The 13,011-nt window shown below is 71.6% G+C and carries 16 protein-coding genes and 1 pseudogene; 2 read left to right on the top strand and 15 right to left on the bottom strand.

Going from position 1 to position 13,011, the window contains the following annotated elements; all coding sequences use genetic code 11:
- Both panB and M0P34_RS08010 read left to right on the top strand, forming a co-directional pair.
- A partial coding sequence (gene panB / locus M0P34_RS08015) for a 3-methyl-2-oxobutanoate hydroxymethyltransferase (protein ID WP_291498229.1) occupies window positions 1–795 on the top strand: 795 nt, incomplete at its 5' end.
- Window positions 796–807: 12 nt separating this feature from the next.
- Window positions 808–1,770, top strand: a complete 963-nt coding sequence (locus tag M0P34_RS08010) for a hypothetical protein (protein WP_291498227.1) — start codon at window positions 808–810, stop codon at window positions 1,768–1,770.
- Here M0P34_RS08010 and M0P34_RS08005 read toward each other — a convergent pair.
- The 15 genes and pseudogenes from M0P34_RS08005 to M0P34_RS07935 form a co-directional block, all read right to left on the bottom strand.
- The gene (locus M0P34_RS08005; protein ID WP_291498225.1) at window positions 1,767–2,585 is read right to left on the bottom strand and encodes a hypothetical protein; all 819 of its coding nucleotides are present in this window, start codon (window positions 2,583–2,585) and stop codon (window positions 1,767–1,769) included. The two genes, M0P34_RS08010 and M0P34_RS08005, sit on opposite strands and share 4 nt — an antisense overlap.
- Before the next feature lie 281 nt (window positions 2,586–2,866).
- Window positions 2,867–4,204 carry an FAD-linked oxidase C-terminal domain-containing protein gene (locus tag M0P34_RS08000; protein ID WP_291498231.1) on the bottom strand — a complete coding sequence of 446 codons (1,338 nt, stop codon included), beginning with the start codon at window positions 4,202–4,204 and terminating at the stop codon, window positions 2,867–2,869.
- Between the two features lie 41 nt (window positions 4,205–4,245).
- The gene (gene smpB, locus M0P34_RS07995) at window positions 4,246–4,713 is read right to left on the bottom strand and encodes an SsrA-binding protein SmpB (protein ID WP_291498224.1); all 468 of its coding nucleotides are present in this window, start codon (window positions 4,711–4,713) and stop codon (window positions 4,246–4,248) included.
- Between the two features lie 2 nt (window positions 4,714–4,715).
- Complete coding sequence (ptsP, locus tag M0P34_RS07990; protein WP_291498222.1) at window positions 4,716–6,497, bottom strand: phosphoenolpyruvate--protein phosphotransferase; 1,782 nt, start codon at window positions 6,495–6,497, stop codon at window positions 4,716–4,718.
- Window positions 6,497–6,796, bottom strand: a complete 300-nt coding sequence (locus M0P34_RS07985; protein ID WP_291498220.1) for an HPr family phosphocarrier protein — start codon at window positions 6,794–6,796, stop codon at window positions 6,497–6,499. The genes ptsP and M0P34_RS07985 overlap by 1 nt, the downstream gene beginning before the upstream one ends.
- Before the next feature lie 47 nt (window positions 6,797–6,843).
- Window positions 6,844–7,653: a PTS system mannose/fructose/sorbose family transporter subunit IID gene (locus tag M0P34_RS07980; protein WP_291498218.1), complete on the bottom strand. Its 810-nt coding sequence runs from the start codon at window positions 7,651–7,653 to the stop codon at window positions 6,844–6,846.
- 46 nt (window positions 7,654–7,699) lie between these two features.
- Entirely contained in the window at window positions 7,700–8,557 is an 858-nt protein-coding gene (rsmI, locus tag M0P34_RS07975) for a 16S rRNA (cytidine(1402)-2'-O)-methyltransferase (RefSeq protein WP_291498216.1), read from the bottom strand.
- Window positions 8,551–8,952, bottom strand: coding sequence for a YraN family protein (locus M0P34_RS07970; RefSeq protein ID WP_291498214.1), 402 nt, complete (start codon window positions 8,950–8,952; stop codon window positions 8,551–8,553). The genes rsmI and M0P34_RS07970 overlap by 7 nt, the downstream gene beginning before the upstream one ends.
- Window positions 8,934–9,575: a ribonuclease HII gene (locus M0P34_RS07965; RefSeq protein WP_291498212.1), complete on the bottom strand. Its 642-nt coding sequence runs from the start codon at window positions 9,573–9,575 to the stop codon at window positions 8,934–8,936. Before M0P34_RS07965 ends, M0P34_RS07970 begins: the two co-directional genes overlap by 19 nt.
- Before the next feature lie 63 nt (window positions 9,576–9,638).
- On the bottom strand, window positions 9,639–9,989 hold the full coding sequence (gene rplS, locus M0P34_RS07960) for a 50S ribosomal protein L19 (RefSeq protein WP_291498210.1): 351 nt from the start codon (window positions 9,987–9,989) through the stop codon (window positions 9,639–9,641).
- 44 nt (window positions 9,990–10,033) lie between these two features.
- Entirely contained in the window at window positions 10,034–11,320 is a 1,287-nt protein-coding gene (gene trmD, locus M0P34_RS07955; RefSeq protein ID WP_291498208.1) for a tRNA (guanosine(37)-N1)-methyltransferase TrmD, read from the bottom strand.
- Window positions 11,321–11,337: 17 nt separating this feature from the next.
- A complete protein-coding gene (gene rimM, locus M0P34_RS07950; protein WP_291498206.1) occupies window positions 11,338–11,973 on the bottom strand; it encodes a ribosome maturation factor RimM in 636 nt (211 codons plus the stop codon).
- A gap of 127 nt (window positions 11,974–12,100) precedes the next feature.
- On the bottom strand, window positions 12,101–12,334 hold the full coding sequence (locus tag M0P34_RS07945; RefSeq protein ID WP_028586241.1) for a KH domain-containing protein: 234 nt from the start codon (window positions 12,332–12,334) through the stop codon (window positions 12,101–12,103).
- 90 nt (window positions 12,335–12,424) lie between these two features.
- A complete protein-coding gene (gene rpsP, locus M0P34_RS07940) occupies window positions 12,425–12,673 on the bottom strand; it encodes a 30S ribosomal protein S16 (protein WP_291498203.1) in 249 nt (82 codons plus the stop codon).
- A gap of 133 nt (window positions 12,674–12,806) precedes the next feature.
- Window positions 12,807–13,011: pseudogene (locus tag M0P34_RS07935) on the bottom strand (signal recognition particle protein); the annotation flags it as partial.

Below are 13,011 nucleotides of genomic sequence, written 5' to 3'. Positions count from 1 at the left end.
CTGGCCGATGCGGCGGGGGTGGACATGGTCCTGGTGGGCGACTCCCTGGCCATGGTCGCCCTGGGGCGTCCCGACACCCTGGACGTGGGCATGGACGCCATGATCCACCACACCCGGGCCGTGGCCTGCGGGGTGGCGCGCGCGCTGGTGGTCGGCGACATGCCCTTCGGCTCCTACCAGGCCGCCGACGCCGACGCCGTGCGCAATGCCGCGCGCTTCCTGGCCGAGGGCCGCGCCGGGGCGGTGAAGATCGAGGGCGGGGCGCGCGTGCTGGGGCGCATCGAGGCCGTCCTGCGCGCGGACATTCCGGTCATGGGCCACATCGGGCTCACGCCCCAGAGCGTGGCCCGCATGGGGGGCTTCAAGGTCCAGGGCCGCTCGGCCCGGGCGGCCCGGGCCCTGTTGGACGACGCCCGCCGCCTGGAGGACGCGGGCTGCTTCGCCCTGGTGCTGGAGGCCGTGCCCGCGCCCGTGGCCCAGGCCGTCACCGCCGCCGTGGGCATCCCGACCATCGGCATCGGCGCCGGGCCGCATTGCGACGGGCAGGTGCTGGTCAGCCACGACGTACTCGGCCTGTTCGACCGCTTCACCCCCCGTTTCGTCAAGCGCTACGCCGAGCTGGGCCGCGAGGCCACCCGGGCCCTGGCCGCCTTCTGCGAGGAGGTGCGCAGCGGGGACTTCCCGGGGCCGGAGCACAGTTTCGACATGGACCCCCGGGAGCTGCGCGCCGCCGGGCTGGACCGGCCCGGGGCCCCCGCAGCAGAGGACGCCCCCCCCGCCGGGGACCAGGGCTAGCGGAGGCCGCCGGTGGAATGGGAACTGTCCGCCCTGTGGCAGGGGCTGGGCTGGCCGCTGGCGCGGCTGTGCTTCTTCGTGGCCCTGGGGCTCCTGGTGGGCACGCTCATCGAGGCCCTGAACTGGGCGCGTTTCGTGGCCGTCCTGGCCACGCCGCTCACGCGCACGGCGCGGCTGACCGACGTGAGCGGCGCGGCGTTCTCCATGGCCTTTTTCTCGGGCGTGTCGGCCAACACCATGCTGGCCGACGCCCACGCCCAGGGCCGCATCAGCGACCGCGAGCTGCTGTTCTCCAACCTCTTCAACAGCCTGCCGACATTTTTCCTGCACCTGCCCACCATGTACGCCATCACGCGGTCCCTGGTGGGCGAGCTGGCCAACGCCTATGTCGGCCTGGCGGTGCTGGCGGCGGTCCTGCGCACGGGGGCGGTGGTCCTGGCCGGGCGGCTGCTCAATCCGCCCCTGGACGAGGGCTGCATCCCCTGCCGCCTCGAGGAGAGCAAGGTGCGCTCCTTCCGCGAGGCCCTGAGCCGGGCCCTGTCGCGTTTTTCCAGGCGCATCCGGCGCATCCTGGGCATCACCGTGCCGGTCTATGTGCTGTTCTTCCTGCTTCAGGAGTGGGGGCTCTTTGCGGCCATCGAGGGGTTCATGGCCGCGCATCTGTCCTTCCTGTCCTGGCTGCCGCCCCAGGTCGTCTCGGTCATCGCCCTGCAATCCACGGGCGAACTGGCCGCCGGGCTCTCGGCCCTGCGGCCTCTGCTGGACCAGGGCGCCATCGCCCCGAACATGGCCGTGCTCACGCTGCTCATCGGCAACGTGCTGTCCTCGCCCATGCGCACCATCCGCCACCAATATCCCTACTACGCGGGCATCTTCCCCCAGCGCGTGGCCGTGAGGCTCATCGTGGCCAGCCAGACCCTGCGCGCCGTGTCTATGGCGTTGGTCGCCGCGCTCTACGCCCTGGCGGCCTTCTAGCCCTTCCTGCCGCCGTCCGCCGCGGCCCGGGCCGTAAGCCCCGGCGACAGGACGACCACGGCCACGCGCCAGCCGTCGTAGTCGGCGTAGGCGCCCGCGCGCAGGCGCACCTGGTCCAGGGGTACGGCCACCTCGGGGATGGGGATGTCCAGGTGCAGGTCGGCCTCGGGATGCAGGCGTTCCATGACGAAGAGCAGCAGGGCGTGGGTGCCCAGAAGGTGCGGCGTGCGCAGGCCCCCGGGAGGCATGGCGTCCAGGCGCCCGGCCGTGGCGTAGGCCTCCTCCCAGGTGGGCGCGGGCGGGGGCAGCCTGTCCTTGGGCACCAGGAAGGCGCGCACCGTGGCCGCCCGGCGGTATACGGGGGCGGTCAGGGCCCGGTCCAGCACCAGGGCGCCGTCCGCCAGGTGGTAGGCCACATCGTAGGCCAGCCCGGCCACGCGCCCGTGGGCGTCGGCCAGCACCAGGCGGCCCGAGGCCGTGCGCGACTGCGGGGCGCCCGGGGGCGCCGCGTAGCGCAGCAGGCTGTGGGCCGCGACGCGGAACCCGGGGTAGGCGAAGGGCTGGCGGTCCAGGGCGGCGGCGGCCTCGGGGGCGTAGCCCGCTCCGCGCGGGGCGGCGCCCTGGATGCGCCCGAGCAGGGCCCGGACGGCGAAGGCTGCGTCGTCGGGCGGGCGGGCCGGGAGGTGCTGGGCGGCGGGCACCGGGGCCAGGGCGCTCGGCACCCCGGCGCAGCCCGCCGGAAGCAGGGCCGCCAGCAGGACGCAGGCCGCCAGGGCGCGGGGCGTCAAGGCGAAACGGCTTACGGAACGGGGCATGGCGGACTCCGGGGACGCGGGTTCCCCGCCATGCTAGCACGGACGGCCCGCGAGCGCATCCCTGCGGACGGGGCGGCCCCGCGCCCAACAGGGCGCACAGGCGCTGCCGCCCCCAGGGCCGGGGCCCCTGGGCGGGACGGCCCCGCGTTGCCCCCGCGCGGCCCCGCGCGGTACGCGGGGTGCCGGGTGCGCCCCTCCGCGTGCCGCGTCCCACCATGCCGCGCCCCGGCGTTGCGGGTGCGTTTCGTCCGGCCGTCGCCGGGGTTTCGGGCGGGGCTGTGTCAGTATGCCTTGCCGGGGTTCATGATGCCGTGGGGGTCGAAGGCGGCCTTGATGCGCCGCATGAGGTCGCGCTCGCGCGGGGAAAGCTGCTGGTCGAGGTAGGGCAGCTTGGTCAGGCCCACCCCGTGCTCGCCGGACATGGTCCCGCCCAGGGCCAGCACATGGCCCAGGATGGTCCGCTTGGCGGCCACGGCGTCCTCGGCCTGGCGGCTGGCGTCGTACATGATGTTCACATGGATGTTGCCGTCGCCCAGGTGGCCGAAGGCCAGGATGTCCAGCCCGCGCTGTTCGGCCACGGCGCGGATGCGCTCCAGGGCCTGGCCCACGCGCCCGCGCGGCACGGTGATGTCGTCGCTCATCTTGTCCGGGGCGATGGTGAACGAGGCGGGGTTGATCAGTCGGCGCACCTCCCACAGGCGCTCCTCGTCGGCGCCGGTGCCGCGCTCCAGGAACACCGGGGCCGTGGGCCCGAGCACGCGGTCCAGGCGCCGGGTTTCGGCCTCCAGGGCCTCGCACCCGCCGTCCAGGCGCAGGAGCAGCGCCGCGCGCACCTCCGGGCCCCAGGGCACGTCGCCCACGCGGCGCACGGCCTCCAGCACCGCCTCGGCCATGAATTCCATGGCCGTGGGCAGGATGCCCGCGGCCAGCACCGCCCGCGCCGCCGCCAGAGCCTGATCCACCCCCGCGTAGCCCGCCAGCACCGAGGCCGTGGCCTCGGGCAGGGGCAGCAGCTTCAGGGTCAGCTCGGTGAACAGCCCCAGAGTGCCCTCGCTGCCCACAAACAGGCGCGTCAGATCCAGCCCGACCACGTTCTTGTGGTTGCGGCCCCCCGTGCGCAAGACATCGCCCCCCGGCAGCACGGCGCGCACACCCAGCACATGCTCGCGCGTCACGCCGTACTTCACGGCGCGCATGCCGCCCGCGTTGGTGGCCACGTTTCCGCCGACGGTGGAGACGCGCACGCTGGCCGGGTCCGGGGCGTACATCAGCCCGAGGGCGGCCAGCTCGCGTTGCAGGTCGCCCGTGACCACCCCGGGCTGGACCACGGCGCAGAAGTCCTCGCCGTCCATCTCCAGGATGCGGTTCATGCGCAGGGTGGAGACCACCACGCCGCCGCCCCGGGGCACGCAGTCGCCCACCACGTTGGTGCCCCGGGCCCGGGGGAAGAGCGGCACCCGCTCGCTGTGGGCCCAGGCCAGCAGGGCCACGGCCTGCTCCTCGGTCTCGGGGCGGACCACCGCCCAGGGCGCGTCCGCAAGGCGGCTGGAGTCCATCCCGAAGACGGCCGCCGCCTCGGCGTCGAGCACGCAGCCGTCGCCGGGGAAGGTCTGGCGCAGGAAGCGCCGCTGGTTCCTGTCCAGGCCCACGGCCGCCCCCGCTAGTAGCGCGCCAGTTCGCGCGCGGTGTCGCGGGCGATGTCGCGGTTCTTGATGTCGTCGCGCCGGTCGTGGACCTTCTTGCCCCGGCCCAGGGCTATCTCCAGCTTGACCCGGCCCTGCTTGAGATACAGGCGCACAGGCACCACCGTCAGGCCCTTCTGCTCCACCTTGGCAGCCAGCTGGGCGATTTCGTGGGCGTGCAGCAGCAGCCTGCGCTCGCGCTCGGGGTCGTGGCCGGTGTGCACGGCGTTCTCGTAGGGCGCCACATGCACGCCCACAAGCCAGGCCTCGCCGTTTTTCAGGCGCACATAGCCGTCCTTGAAGCTCACGCGTCCGGCGCGCAGGCTTTTGACCTCCGAGCCCATGAGGGCGATGCCCGCCTCGAAGGTTTCCAGCAGGTCGTAGAGTCGCCGGGCGTTCTTGTTGCTGGCGATGAGTTTTTCGCCGGTCCTCGGTTTCTGGGTCATGGTCAGATCAGGTCCTCGGATTCGATGAGCGAGGAGAAGAAGGTCAGCTCCTCGGGAAAGCGCTGGAAAATGGTGTCCATGACCAGCTTGTTGATCTTGTTCACGGTGCGGCATTCGAGCACGCGGCGCAGCAGGTCCTTGCATTCGGCCATGGTGGTCTGGCGGATGATGCGCTTGATGCCCGGGATGGCCTGGGGGTTCATGGACAGGGAGTCGATCTGCATGCCCATGAGGATGGGCACGCAGAACGGGTCCGCCGCGACCTCGCCGCACAGGCTGACCTCGATGCCGCTCTGGTGCGCGGCGTCCACGACGTGCTTGATGGAGCGCAGGATGGCCGGGTGCAGCGGCTGGTAAAGGTACGACACGTTCTTGTTGGTGCGGTCGATACCCAGGGAATACTGGATCAGGTCGTTGGTGCCGATGGAGAAGAAGTCCGTCTCCTTGGCCAGCAGCTCGGCGGTCATCACCGCCGAGGGCAGCTCGACCATGATGCCCACGGGCATTTCCTCGTTGAAGGGCACGCCCTCGGCGCGCAGCTCGTGGCGGGCGATGTTGAGCACCTTGTTGGCCTCGCGCAGCTCGCGCAGCCCGGAGATCATCGGGTACATCATGGCCACGTTGCCCGCGACGCTGGCGCGCAGGATGGCCCGGATCTGGGCCTTGAACAGCTCCTTGTGCTGGAGGCAGAAGCGGATGGAACGCAGGCCCAGGGCCGGGTTGCGCTCGTCGATGGCCCCGAGCTGGGAGACGACCTTGTCCGCGCCCAGGTCCAGGGTGCGGAAAACGACCTTGCCCGGCGCCAGGGAGGACGCCAGGCCGACGTACTCCCGGGTCAGCTCCTCCTCGTCGGGCAGGGTCATGCGGTTCATGTAGGAATATTCCGTGCGGTAGAGCCCGACGCCCTCGCCGCCCAGGTCCTGGACGGCGGCGACCTCCTCGAAGAGCTCGATGTTGGCCAGCACCTGCACCCGGTAGCCGTCGATGGTCTCGGCGGGCAGGTGGCAGTTGCGGATGATGGCCTTCTGGTACAGCTCGAACTGGTTCTGGAGCAGGGAATACTCCAGTATCTCGTCCTCGCCGGGCTCGACCAGGATGCGGCCCTTGAGGGCGTCGATGATGACCAGCTGCCCGTCGCGGACCTCGTCCTCCAGTTCCTGCACGCCCACCAGCGAGGGGATTTGCAGCGAACGGGCCAGGATGCCCGTGTGCGAGGTCTTGCCGCCCTCGGCGGTGGTAAACGCCATGATCTTGTCCACTTCCAGGCCCACGGTGTCCGCCGGGGCGAGGTCGTGGGCCATGAGGATGATGCGGCCCTCGATCTCGCGCAGCTCGCGGGCCAGGCCCATGAGCTTGGACTGCACCCGGTCGGCCACCAGCCGCACGTCCTGGATGCGCTGGCGGATGTATTCGTCCTCGATGGCCGCGAACTTGTCCTCCAGGTCCTTGACGGCCTTGAGCAGCGCCCATTCGGCGTTGATGCGCATGCGTTCGATGAACCCGCAGGCCGAGTCGCGCAGCTTGGGGTCGCGCATGATGGTCGCGTGGGAGTCGATGATCAGGGAGTGCTCGCGCAGCTCGGCGGGCACCTGGGCGCGCGCGGTCTCCAGCTCGTCGGCGGCCTGGGCCAGGGCCTGGCACAGGCGGGCCTGCTCGCCGGGCACGAGGTGTGCGGCGATGGACTGGCGCGGGATGCTGCCGTAGAGCCTTCTGTTCATGAAGAAGGCCTTGCCGATGGCGATGCCCGAGGAGACCGGGATGCCGGTCAGGACCTTTCGCGCCACTATTTCTCCTCGCCGAAGCGGCTGCTGAAGAGTTCGCTGATGCTTCGCACGGCCAGGGGCGCGTCGCTGCCCTTGGCCCGGATGGTCATGGTGCAGCCCGGCGAGGCGGCCAGGGTCAGGATGTCCAGGATGCTCTTGGCATCCACCTCCTGCCCGTCCACTACCAGGCTGATGTCGCAGGCGAAGCGCTGCGCCTCCTTGGCGAGGCGGGCGGCGGGCCGGGCATGCAGCCCCAGCTCGTTGCCCACGCGCACCTCGGCGCTGGCGCTGTCTTCCTGTGCTGTCTCCTCGTTGCTCACTAGAGCCTCCTTCCCTATGCCGCGCCCAGGCGCGGGGTGCAAGCGTCTCAGATCGGCGACAACCCGGCGGCAAGGCGCATGAGCCAGGGCAGGCCGAGATATGCGGCCACGGCCAGGACCGCGAGGATCTCCCGCGAGAGCCCCGTGGCGGTAAGGATCATGCCCACGGCGGCGAAGGCGAAGCCGGTGGGCAGCCAGAGGAACCAGGCGAGGTCCGCGGGCCAGGCCAGGGCCCAGAACGCCACAAGCAGGACGGCGTTGAACAGCTTGACGCGCTGGCTCCAGTTGATGAGGTTCCAGCGCCCCAGGCGGTGCAGGAAGGTCAGCCCCTCGCAAAAGCCCATCCAGAAGGTCAGGGCCTTGAAGACCACAAGCCCCTGGAACAGCAGCGCCCCCAGGGCCACGGCCAGGCTGCCCTGCCCGGCCGCCACAAGGCAGGCGCAGGACAGCGACCAGAACACCAGCACACTGCCGCCAAACAGCGAGTCGCCGATGGCCGACAGAGTGTAGACCGTGGTGGCGCGCACGTTTTCGAGCATCTCGGGCGGGAACAGGCCCTTGGCGATCTTGCGCTCCATGCCCAGGAATATGCCCACCAGCAGCGGAGTCCAGAAAGGATGGGTGTTGTAGTGCGTGGCGTAGCGCACCCGGGCCTGGCGCAGGGCCTCGGGGTCGCGGTAGAGTTGCACGAGCCCCGGGTCTATGGCGTAGGCCAGCCCGATGTTCTGCATGCCCCGGGTGTTGAAGCCCGCGCCCACGAGCCATGTGCGCAGCAGGCAACGCAGCAGCACCCGCGCCGAAGGGAACGCTCCGGACGCCTGGGCGGGGGCGGGGGGCCGCCGGGTGGACTGTTGCACATGCTCTCCCGTGGTGCGTTGCAGGGCGCGCAGGGACCGCGCCGGATCAGCCGTCCAGCCCGCCCAGCAGGGCGTAGGCCTGTTTCGTGGTCCAGCCCGGGGCGCGGGCTGCCGCGCGGCGGGCCACCTCGCGGGGCTTGCCCCCGGCGGCCAGCTCCTCGCGCAGGATGGCCCGCAGGCCGTCCTCGTCCAGATCCCGGGCGCCGGGCGCGGGCGGACCGACCACCACCGTGAACTCGCCGAGCAGGGGCACGTCGAGCTCCCCGAGAGCGTCCAACCTCCCGAGTATAAATGCCTCGTGTACCTTGGTCAATTCGCGCGCCACGCAGACCTCGCGCGGGCCCAGGGCGGCGTGGGCCGCGGCCAGGCTGTCCATGAGCCGGTTCTTGCGCTCGAAAAAGACCAGGGTGGCCCCGGTTGCGGCATGGGCCTCCAGCAGGCGGCGGCGGTCGCCGTCGCGCCGGGGCAGAAAACCCAGGAAGGTGAACGGCAGCGGCGGCAGCCCGCAGGCCATGAGCGCCGCCAGGGGCGCGCTGGGGCCCGGCACGGGCACCACGCCCAGCCCGGCCTCGCGGCAGGCGCGCACCAGGGCGAAGCCGGGGTCGGACAACAGCGGCGTGCCCGCGTCGGACACCAGCGCCGCACTGCCCCCGGCCCCCACCAGCTCCAGCACGCGGCCCAGGCGCTCCTGCTCGTTGTGCTCGTGGCAGCTCACAAAGCCCCGGGCCGGGATGCCCAGCGCCTTGAACAGCGAGCCCGTGCGCCGCGTGTCCTCGGCCAGGACGAGATCCGCCCCGGCCAGCACCTCGCGGGCGCGGGCCGACAGGTCGCCCAGGTTGCCCAGGGGCGTCGCCACCACATACAGCGCGGGCGCCAGGGCCCTTGCGGGTGCGTCGTTCACCACGGCTGCCAGCCTCCCTCCCCGCCTGGGCCGGGGCTCAGGTCGAAGGCGTTTTGCACATGCTCCACCGTCACGCGGCCCCGGTCCTCGACCACGGCCAGCAGGTCGAAGCGGCAGGGCCGGTCCCAGGCGTCGTGGGCGGTCAGCCATTCCCCGGCGGCCCGGGCCAGGTTGCGGCGCTTGGCCGGGGTCAGGGCGTCGTGGGGCGTGGCCAGCTGTCCGGCGGTGCGCGTCTTGACCTCGGCGAAGACCACCGTGCCGCGCCGCTGGCACACGATGTCCAGCTCGCCGCCCCGGCCGCGCCAGTTGCGGGCCAGGACGGCGTAGCCCCGGGCCGCGAGGTGCGCGGCCGCCGCGTCCTCGCCCCGGCGGCCCAGGGTCAGATGCCCGGCAGGCACAGCGAATCCTCCCGCGCGCGCGCCCTGGGGCGCACGCCCTGGAACGTGCGGCGGTGCTGGGGGCAGGGCCCCAGGCGCTCCAGGGCCTGCATGTGCGCCCGGGTGCCGTAGCCCTTGTGGACTTCCAGGCCGTAGCCCGGATAGCGCCGGGCCAGGGCGGTCATCAGCCGGTCGCGGAAGGTCTTGGCCAGCACCGATGCGGCGGATATCTCGGGGATTTTCGCGTCGCCGCCGATGACGGCGCGCTGGGGCGGGCCCAGGCCGGGCACGGTCTTGTCGCCGTCCACGGCCACGAAGACCGGGCGGACGCGCAGCCGGGCCACCGCGTTGCTCATGGCCGCGAAGGTCGCCCGCAGGATGTCCATGCGGTCGATGTCCGCAGGCCAGACCACGCCCAGGGCCCAGGCCGCGGCCTGGGCCTTGATGGCCGGTTCCAGCGCCAGGCGGCGCCGTTCGGACAATTTCTTGGAGTCGCCCAGGCCGGGCAGGTCGAAGCCCGGGGGCAGGATGACCGCGGCGGCCACCACGGGACCGGCCAGGCAGCCCCGCCCGGCCTCGTCGACACCGGCAAAAGGCCGGGGAAACGCTTCCCCGGCCCCTTGGTGACAGCTCAACAGCGACATGGGTCGCCTCCCGCCGCGCTCATGGACGCGGGCGCGAACCCGCAGCAAAAGACCCCGGGGGGACTAGTCCCACTGGTTCTTGGTCTTGATGCGGGCGGCCTTGCCCTTGAGGTTGCGCAGGTAGTAGATGCGGCTGCGGCGCACGCGGCCTTCGCTGATCAGCTCCACGCGCTCGATGAACGGGCTGTGCAGGGGGTAGATGCGCTCCACGCCGACGCCATCGGACACCTTGCGCACGGTGAAGGTGGCGTTGGTGGTGCCGCGATGCACACGCAGGACCACGCCCTGGAACGCCTGGATGCGCTCCTTGCCGCCCTCGATGATGCGCTGGTGCACCTTCACGGTGTCGCCCGCCTTGAACTGCGGGATGTCGATGCGCAGCTGCTCCTGCTCGATCTTCTTGATGATTTCCATATCAAAACTCCTTGCAAGGAATGTTTTCTCGCGTTGGGAACCGTCTAATACAGGTCGCCCAGCACGCGGTCAACGATCATCGCCGCCGCCGCGCGCACGGGCAGGTGGTTGTACCCGCCCAGGGCATGCAGGGGCCGCAGCACGCCGTCGGCCCGTTCCAGAATCTCGGGCGCCAGCCCGTGGCCCGTGCCCAGGACCAGCACGACCGGCCCCTCGCCCAGCCACCGGCGGACCCGGCCCGGGGTCGCGCTCCCCGCGCCGCGCGCGCTGGTAGCCACCACCCGGGGCGCCTGCCCGCAGCGCCTGCCCACATCGGCCAGGACCTCGTCCAGGTCGGCCGCCGCGCGCACAAGGCTCAGGGCCTCGGCCCGGTCCGCGTTGGCCTCGCGGCCCGGCCCCTCGAGCCAGTGCCCCAGCAGCGAATCCAGCAGGGCGCGCTGGTCCACGAGGGGCGTGGCGATGTAGTAGCCGCCGAGCCCGCACGTTCGGGAAACGCGGGCTATATCGTGAACGTCGAGATTTGTCAAAGACACAGCCACGGTCTGCCCGAATTTGTTGAGCACCGGGGCGTGCAGCAGGGCCAGGTGCAGATTGCGGCCCAGGCCGGGGCCTTTGGCGCGTCGCGCCCGGCGCAGCACGTCCAGGTCCGCCTCGTCCAGGTCCGTCTCGGCCAGGAGGTCCGGGCGCCGGGCCAGGGTTGTTTCCAGGGCCCGCTCGCGCCGCCAGGCCGCCACCCGCCCGTGGTCGCCCCCGGCCAGCACCTGCGGCACCCGCAGCCCCCGGAATTCCTCGGGCCGCGTGTAGTGCGGATACTCCAGGAGCCCCTGGGCGAAGCTTTCCTCGTCGGCGGACTCGTCGTGGCCCATGAAGCCCGGCAGCAGCCGGGCCACGGCCTCCACCAGGCACAGCGCCCCGGCCTCGCCCCCGCCGAGCACGAAGTCGCCCACCGAAACCTCCTGGAGCGGAAAGGCTTCGAGCAGGCGCTGGTCGATGCCCTCGTAACGCCCGCAGACCAGGGTCAGGGCCGGTTCGGCGGCCAGTTCGCGGGCCAGGGCCTGGTCCAGCCGCTTGCCGCGCGGCGACAGGTAGATCATCCGCCCGGGCCGGGGGATGCTCTCCAGGGCCGCCGCCAGCGGCGGGCAGGCCATGACCATGCCCGGGCCGCCGCCGTAGGGCCGGCCGTCCACGGTGCCGCGTTGGTCCGTGGCGAAATCGCGCGGATTCACGCGGGCGAATTCCACAAGCCCCGCCTGCGCCCCGCGGGCCATGAGCCCGCTGGCCAGGGGCGAGTCGAAGAACTCGGGGAACAGGGTCACCAGGGTGAATCGCACACGCGCTCCGGGCGGGCTCAGGCCCCGCCGCCGTCGAGATAGAGTTCCAGAAGCCCCGGGGGCGGGGCGATGGTCACCGTGCCGGCCTGCGGATCCACGGCCACCAGGAATTCCTCGGCCACCGGGAAGAGCACCTCGCGCCCGTCGTCGGTGACGATGGTCCAAACCTCCTGGCCGCCGGGCAGCATGATGTCGCGCACCTCGCCCAGGCGTTCCCCGCCGTCGAGCAGCACCGTCAGCCCCTGAATCTCGTGCAGGAACAGTTCCTCGCCGCCGGGATCGGGCAGGTCGGCCTTGCGCGCCAGGACCTCATGCCCGCGCAGGGCCTCGGCGGCGTCGCGGTCGTCCACCCCCGCCAGGGTCAGGAGCACAAGATCCTTGTGCTCGCGCCAGGAGGTGACCTCCACCCGCCGGGGCCGGGCCGGGGGGCGCCTGCGGGCGCGGGCGACCTGCCCGGGGCGGAGCGGGCCGGGGCCCAGGGTCGCCAGGGGGTCGGGCCGGGGCGTGCGCGGGCCCGGGCGCAGATACACGCACGCCAGCTCGTCGAACAAAAAAGGGGACTGCGCGTGGCAGACCACGCGCAGCTCCCCCCGAACCCCATGAGGCTTGAGGATCTCGCCCACGACGACGAAATCCTTGTCCACGTCCTGCACCCGCTCCTCCGGCTGGCTGCGGTTGGCCGCGTTCCGGCCGGGGGGCGCGCCGCGTCCCGGCACCCCCGGCGGCCTGGGCCGCCGGGGGTGCCGGGACACGCCGCCAGCCGCCGGGGCGGCGGGCGGCCTACTCGATGATTTCGAGTACGGCCCGTTTCCTGGCCTTGGTCGAGGCCGCACCGATGATGGTGCGCATGGCCCGGGCCGTGCGGCCCTGCTTGCCGATGACCTTACCCAGGTCTTCCTTGGCCACCTTGAGTTCGATGACCGAGGTCTGCTCGCCTTCTATCTCCGAGACGGACACGGCGTCAGGATTGTCGACCAACGACTTGGCAATGTACGAGATCAGGTCCTTCAACATGATACCCTCCGCATCGCAACGTGAGCTGGGACGCCTCGCAGAACATTGCCGCAGGCCGCCGGGCGGGCGGCGGAACGGGAAGGGGGGCGCCTACTCGGAGGCCTTGGCGGCCTGCTTGAGCAGCGCGCGGACCGTGTCGGAGGGCTGGGCCCCGCGCTCGATCCACATCTTCACCTTCTCCTGGTCCACCTTCAGCTCCACCGGCTCGACCATCGGGTTGTAGTACCCGACGTAGTCCAGGGCCCTGCCGTCACGGCGGGTGGGGCTGTCCACGGCGACAATGCGGTAGAACGGACGCTTCTTGGAACCCATCCTGGTCAAACGAAGCTTCATAGCCATCTTTTCTATACTCCCACTGGTAGATTATTACAATTTCAATAATAAAAGCAAGCAACCGGCGGAAACCGGCTGTTTTCCTATTTGCCGTGTATTTGCAAGCGCCCCGGAGCAGCCGCAGCCCGGTTCGCGCCGTCTAGCGTTTCTTTTTCTTCAGCTTTGCGGGCTTGACCCGCTTCTTGCGTTCCTTGCGGGCCTTGGTGAAGCCGCTCTTGGGCTGGCCCTCGTCCATGCCCGGCATTCCGGGCATCCCGGGGGCGGCGCCGTCCAGGCCCTCCAGGCCGGGCATCCCGCCCGCGCCGGGCAGCCCCGGCATCTTGGGCATCCGCCCCGCCATGCCG

Source organism: Desulfocurvus sp., assembly GCF_023230885.1.
In the GTDB taxonomy this organism is placed as follows: domain Bacteria; phylum Desulfobacterota; class Desulfovibrionia; order Desulfovibrionales; family Desulfovibrionaceae; genus Desulfocurvus.
Note: the sequence above shows the minus strand (reverse complement) of the source record. Positions and strands in the feature narration are given on the sequence as shown.

Excerpts from the sequence above, each read along its gene's own strand:
- M0P34_RS08005 (WP_291498225.1), bottom strand. The coding sequence starts at position 2,585 with ATGCCCCGTTCCGTAAGCCGTTTCGCCTTGACGCCCCGCGCCCTGGCG.
- smpB (WP_291498224.1), bottom strand. The coding sequence starts at position 4,713 with ATGACCCAGAAACCGAGGACCGGCGAAAAACTCATCGCCAGCAACAAG.
- M0P34_RS07965 (WP_291498212.1), bottom strand. The coding sequence starts at position 9,575 with ATGTCGCTGTTGAGCTGTCACCAAGGGGCCGGGGAAGCGTTTCCCCGG.
- rplS (WP_291498210.1), bottom strand. The coding sequence starts at position 9,989 with ATGGAAATCATCAAGAAGATCGAGCAGGAGCAGCTGCGCATCGACATC.
- M0P34_RS07945 (WP_028586241.1), bottom strand. The coding sequence starts at position 12,334 with ATGTTGAAGGACCTGATCTCGTACATTGCCAAGTCGTTGGTCGACAAT.
- rpsP (WP_291498203.1), bottom strand. The coding sequence starts at position 12,673 with ATGGCTATGAAGCTTCGTTTGACCAGGATGGGTTCCAAGAAGCGTCCG.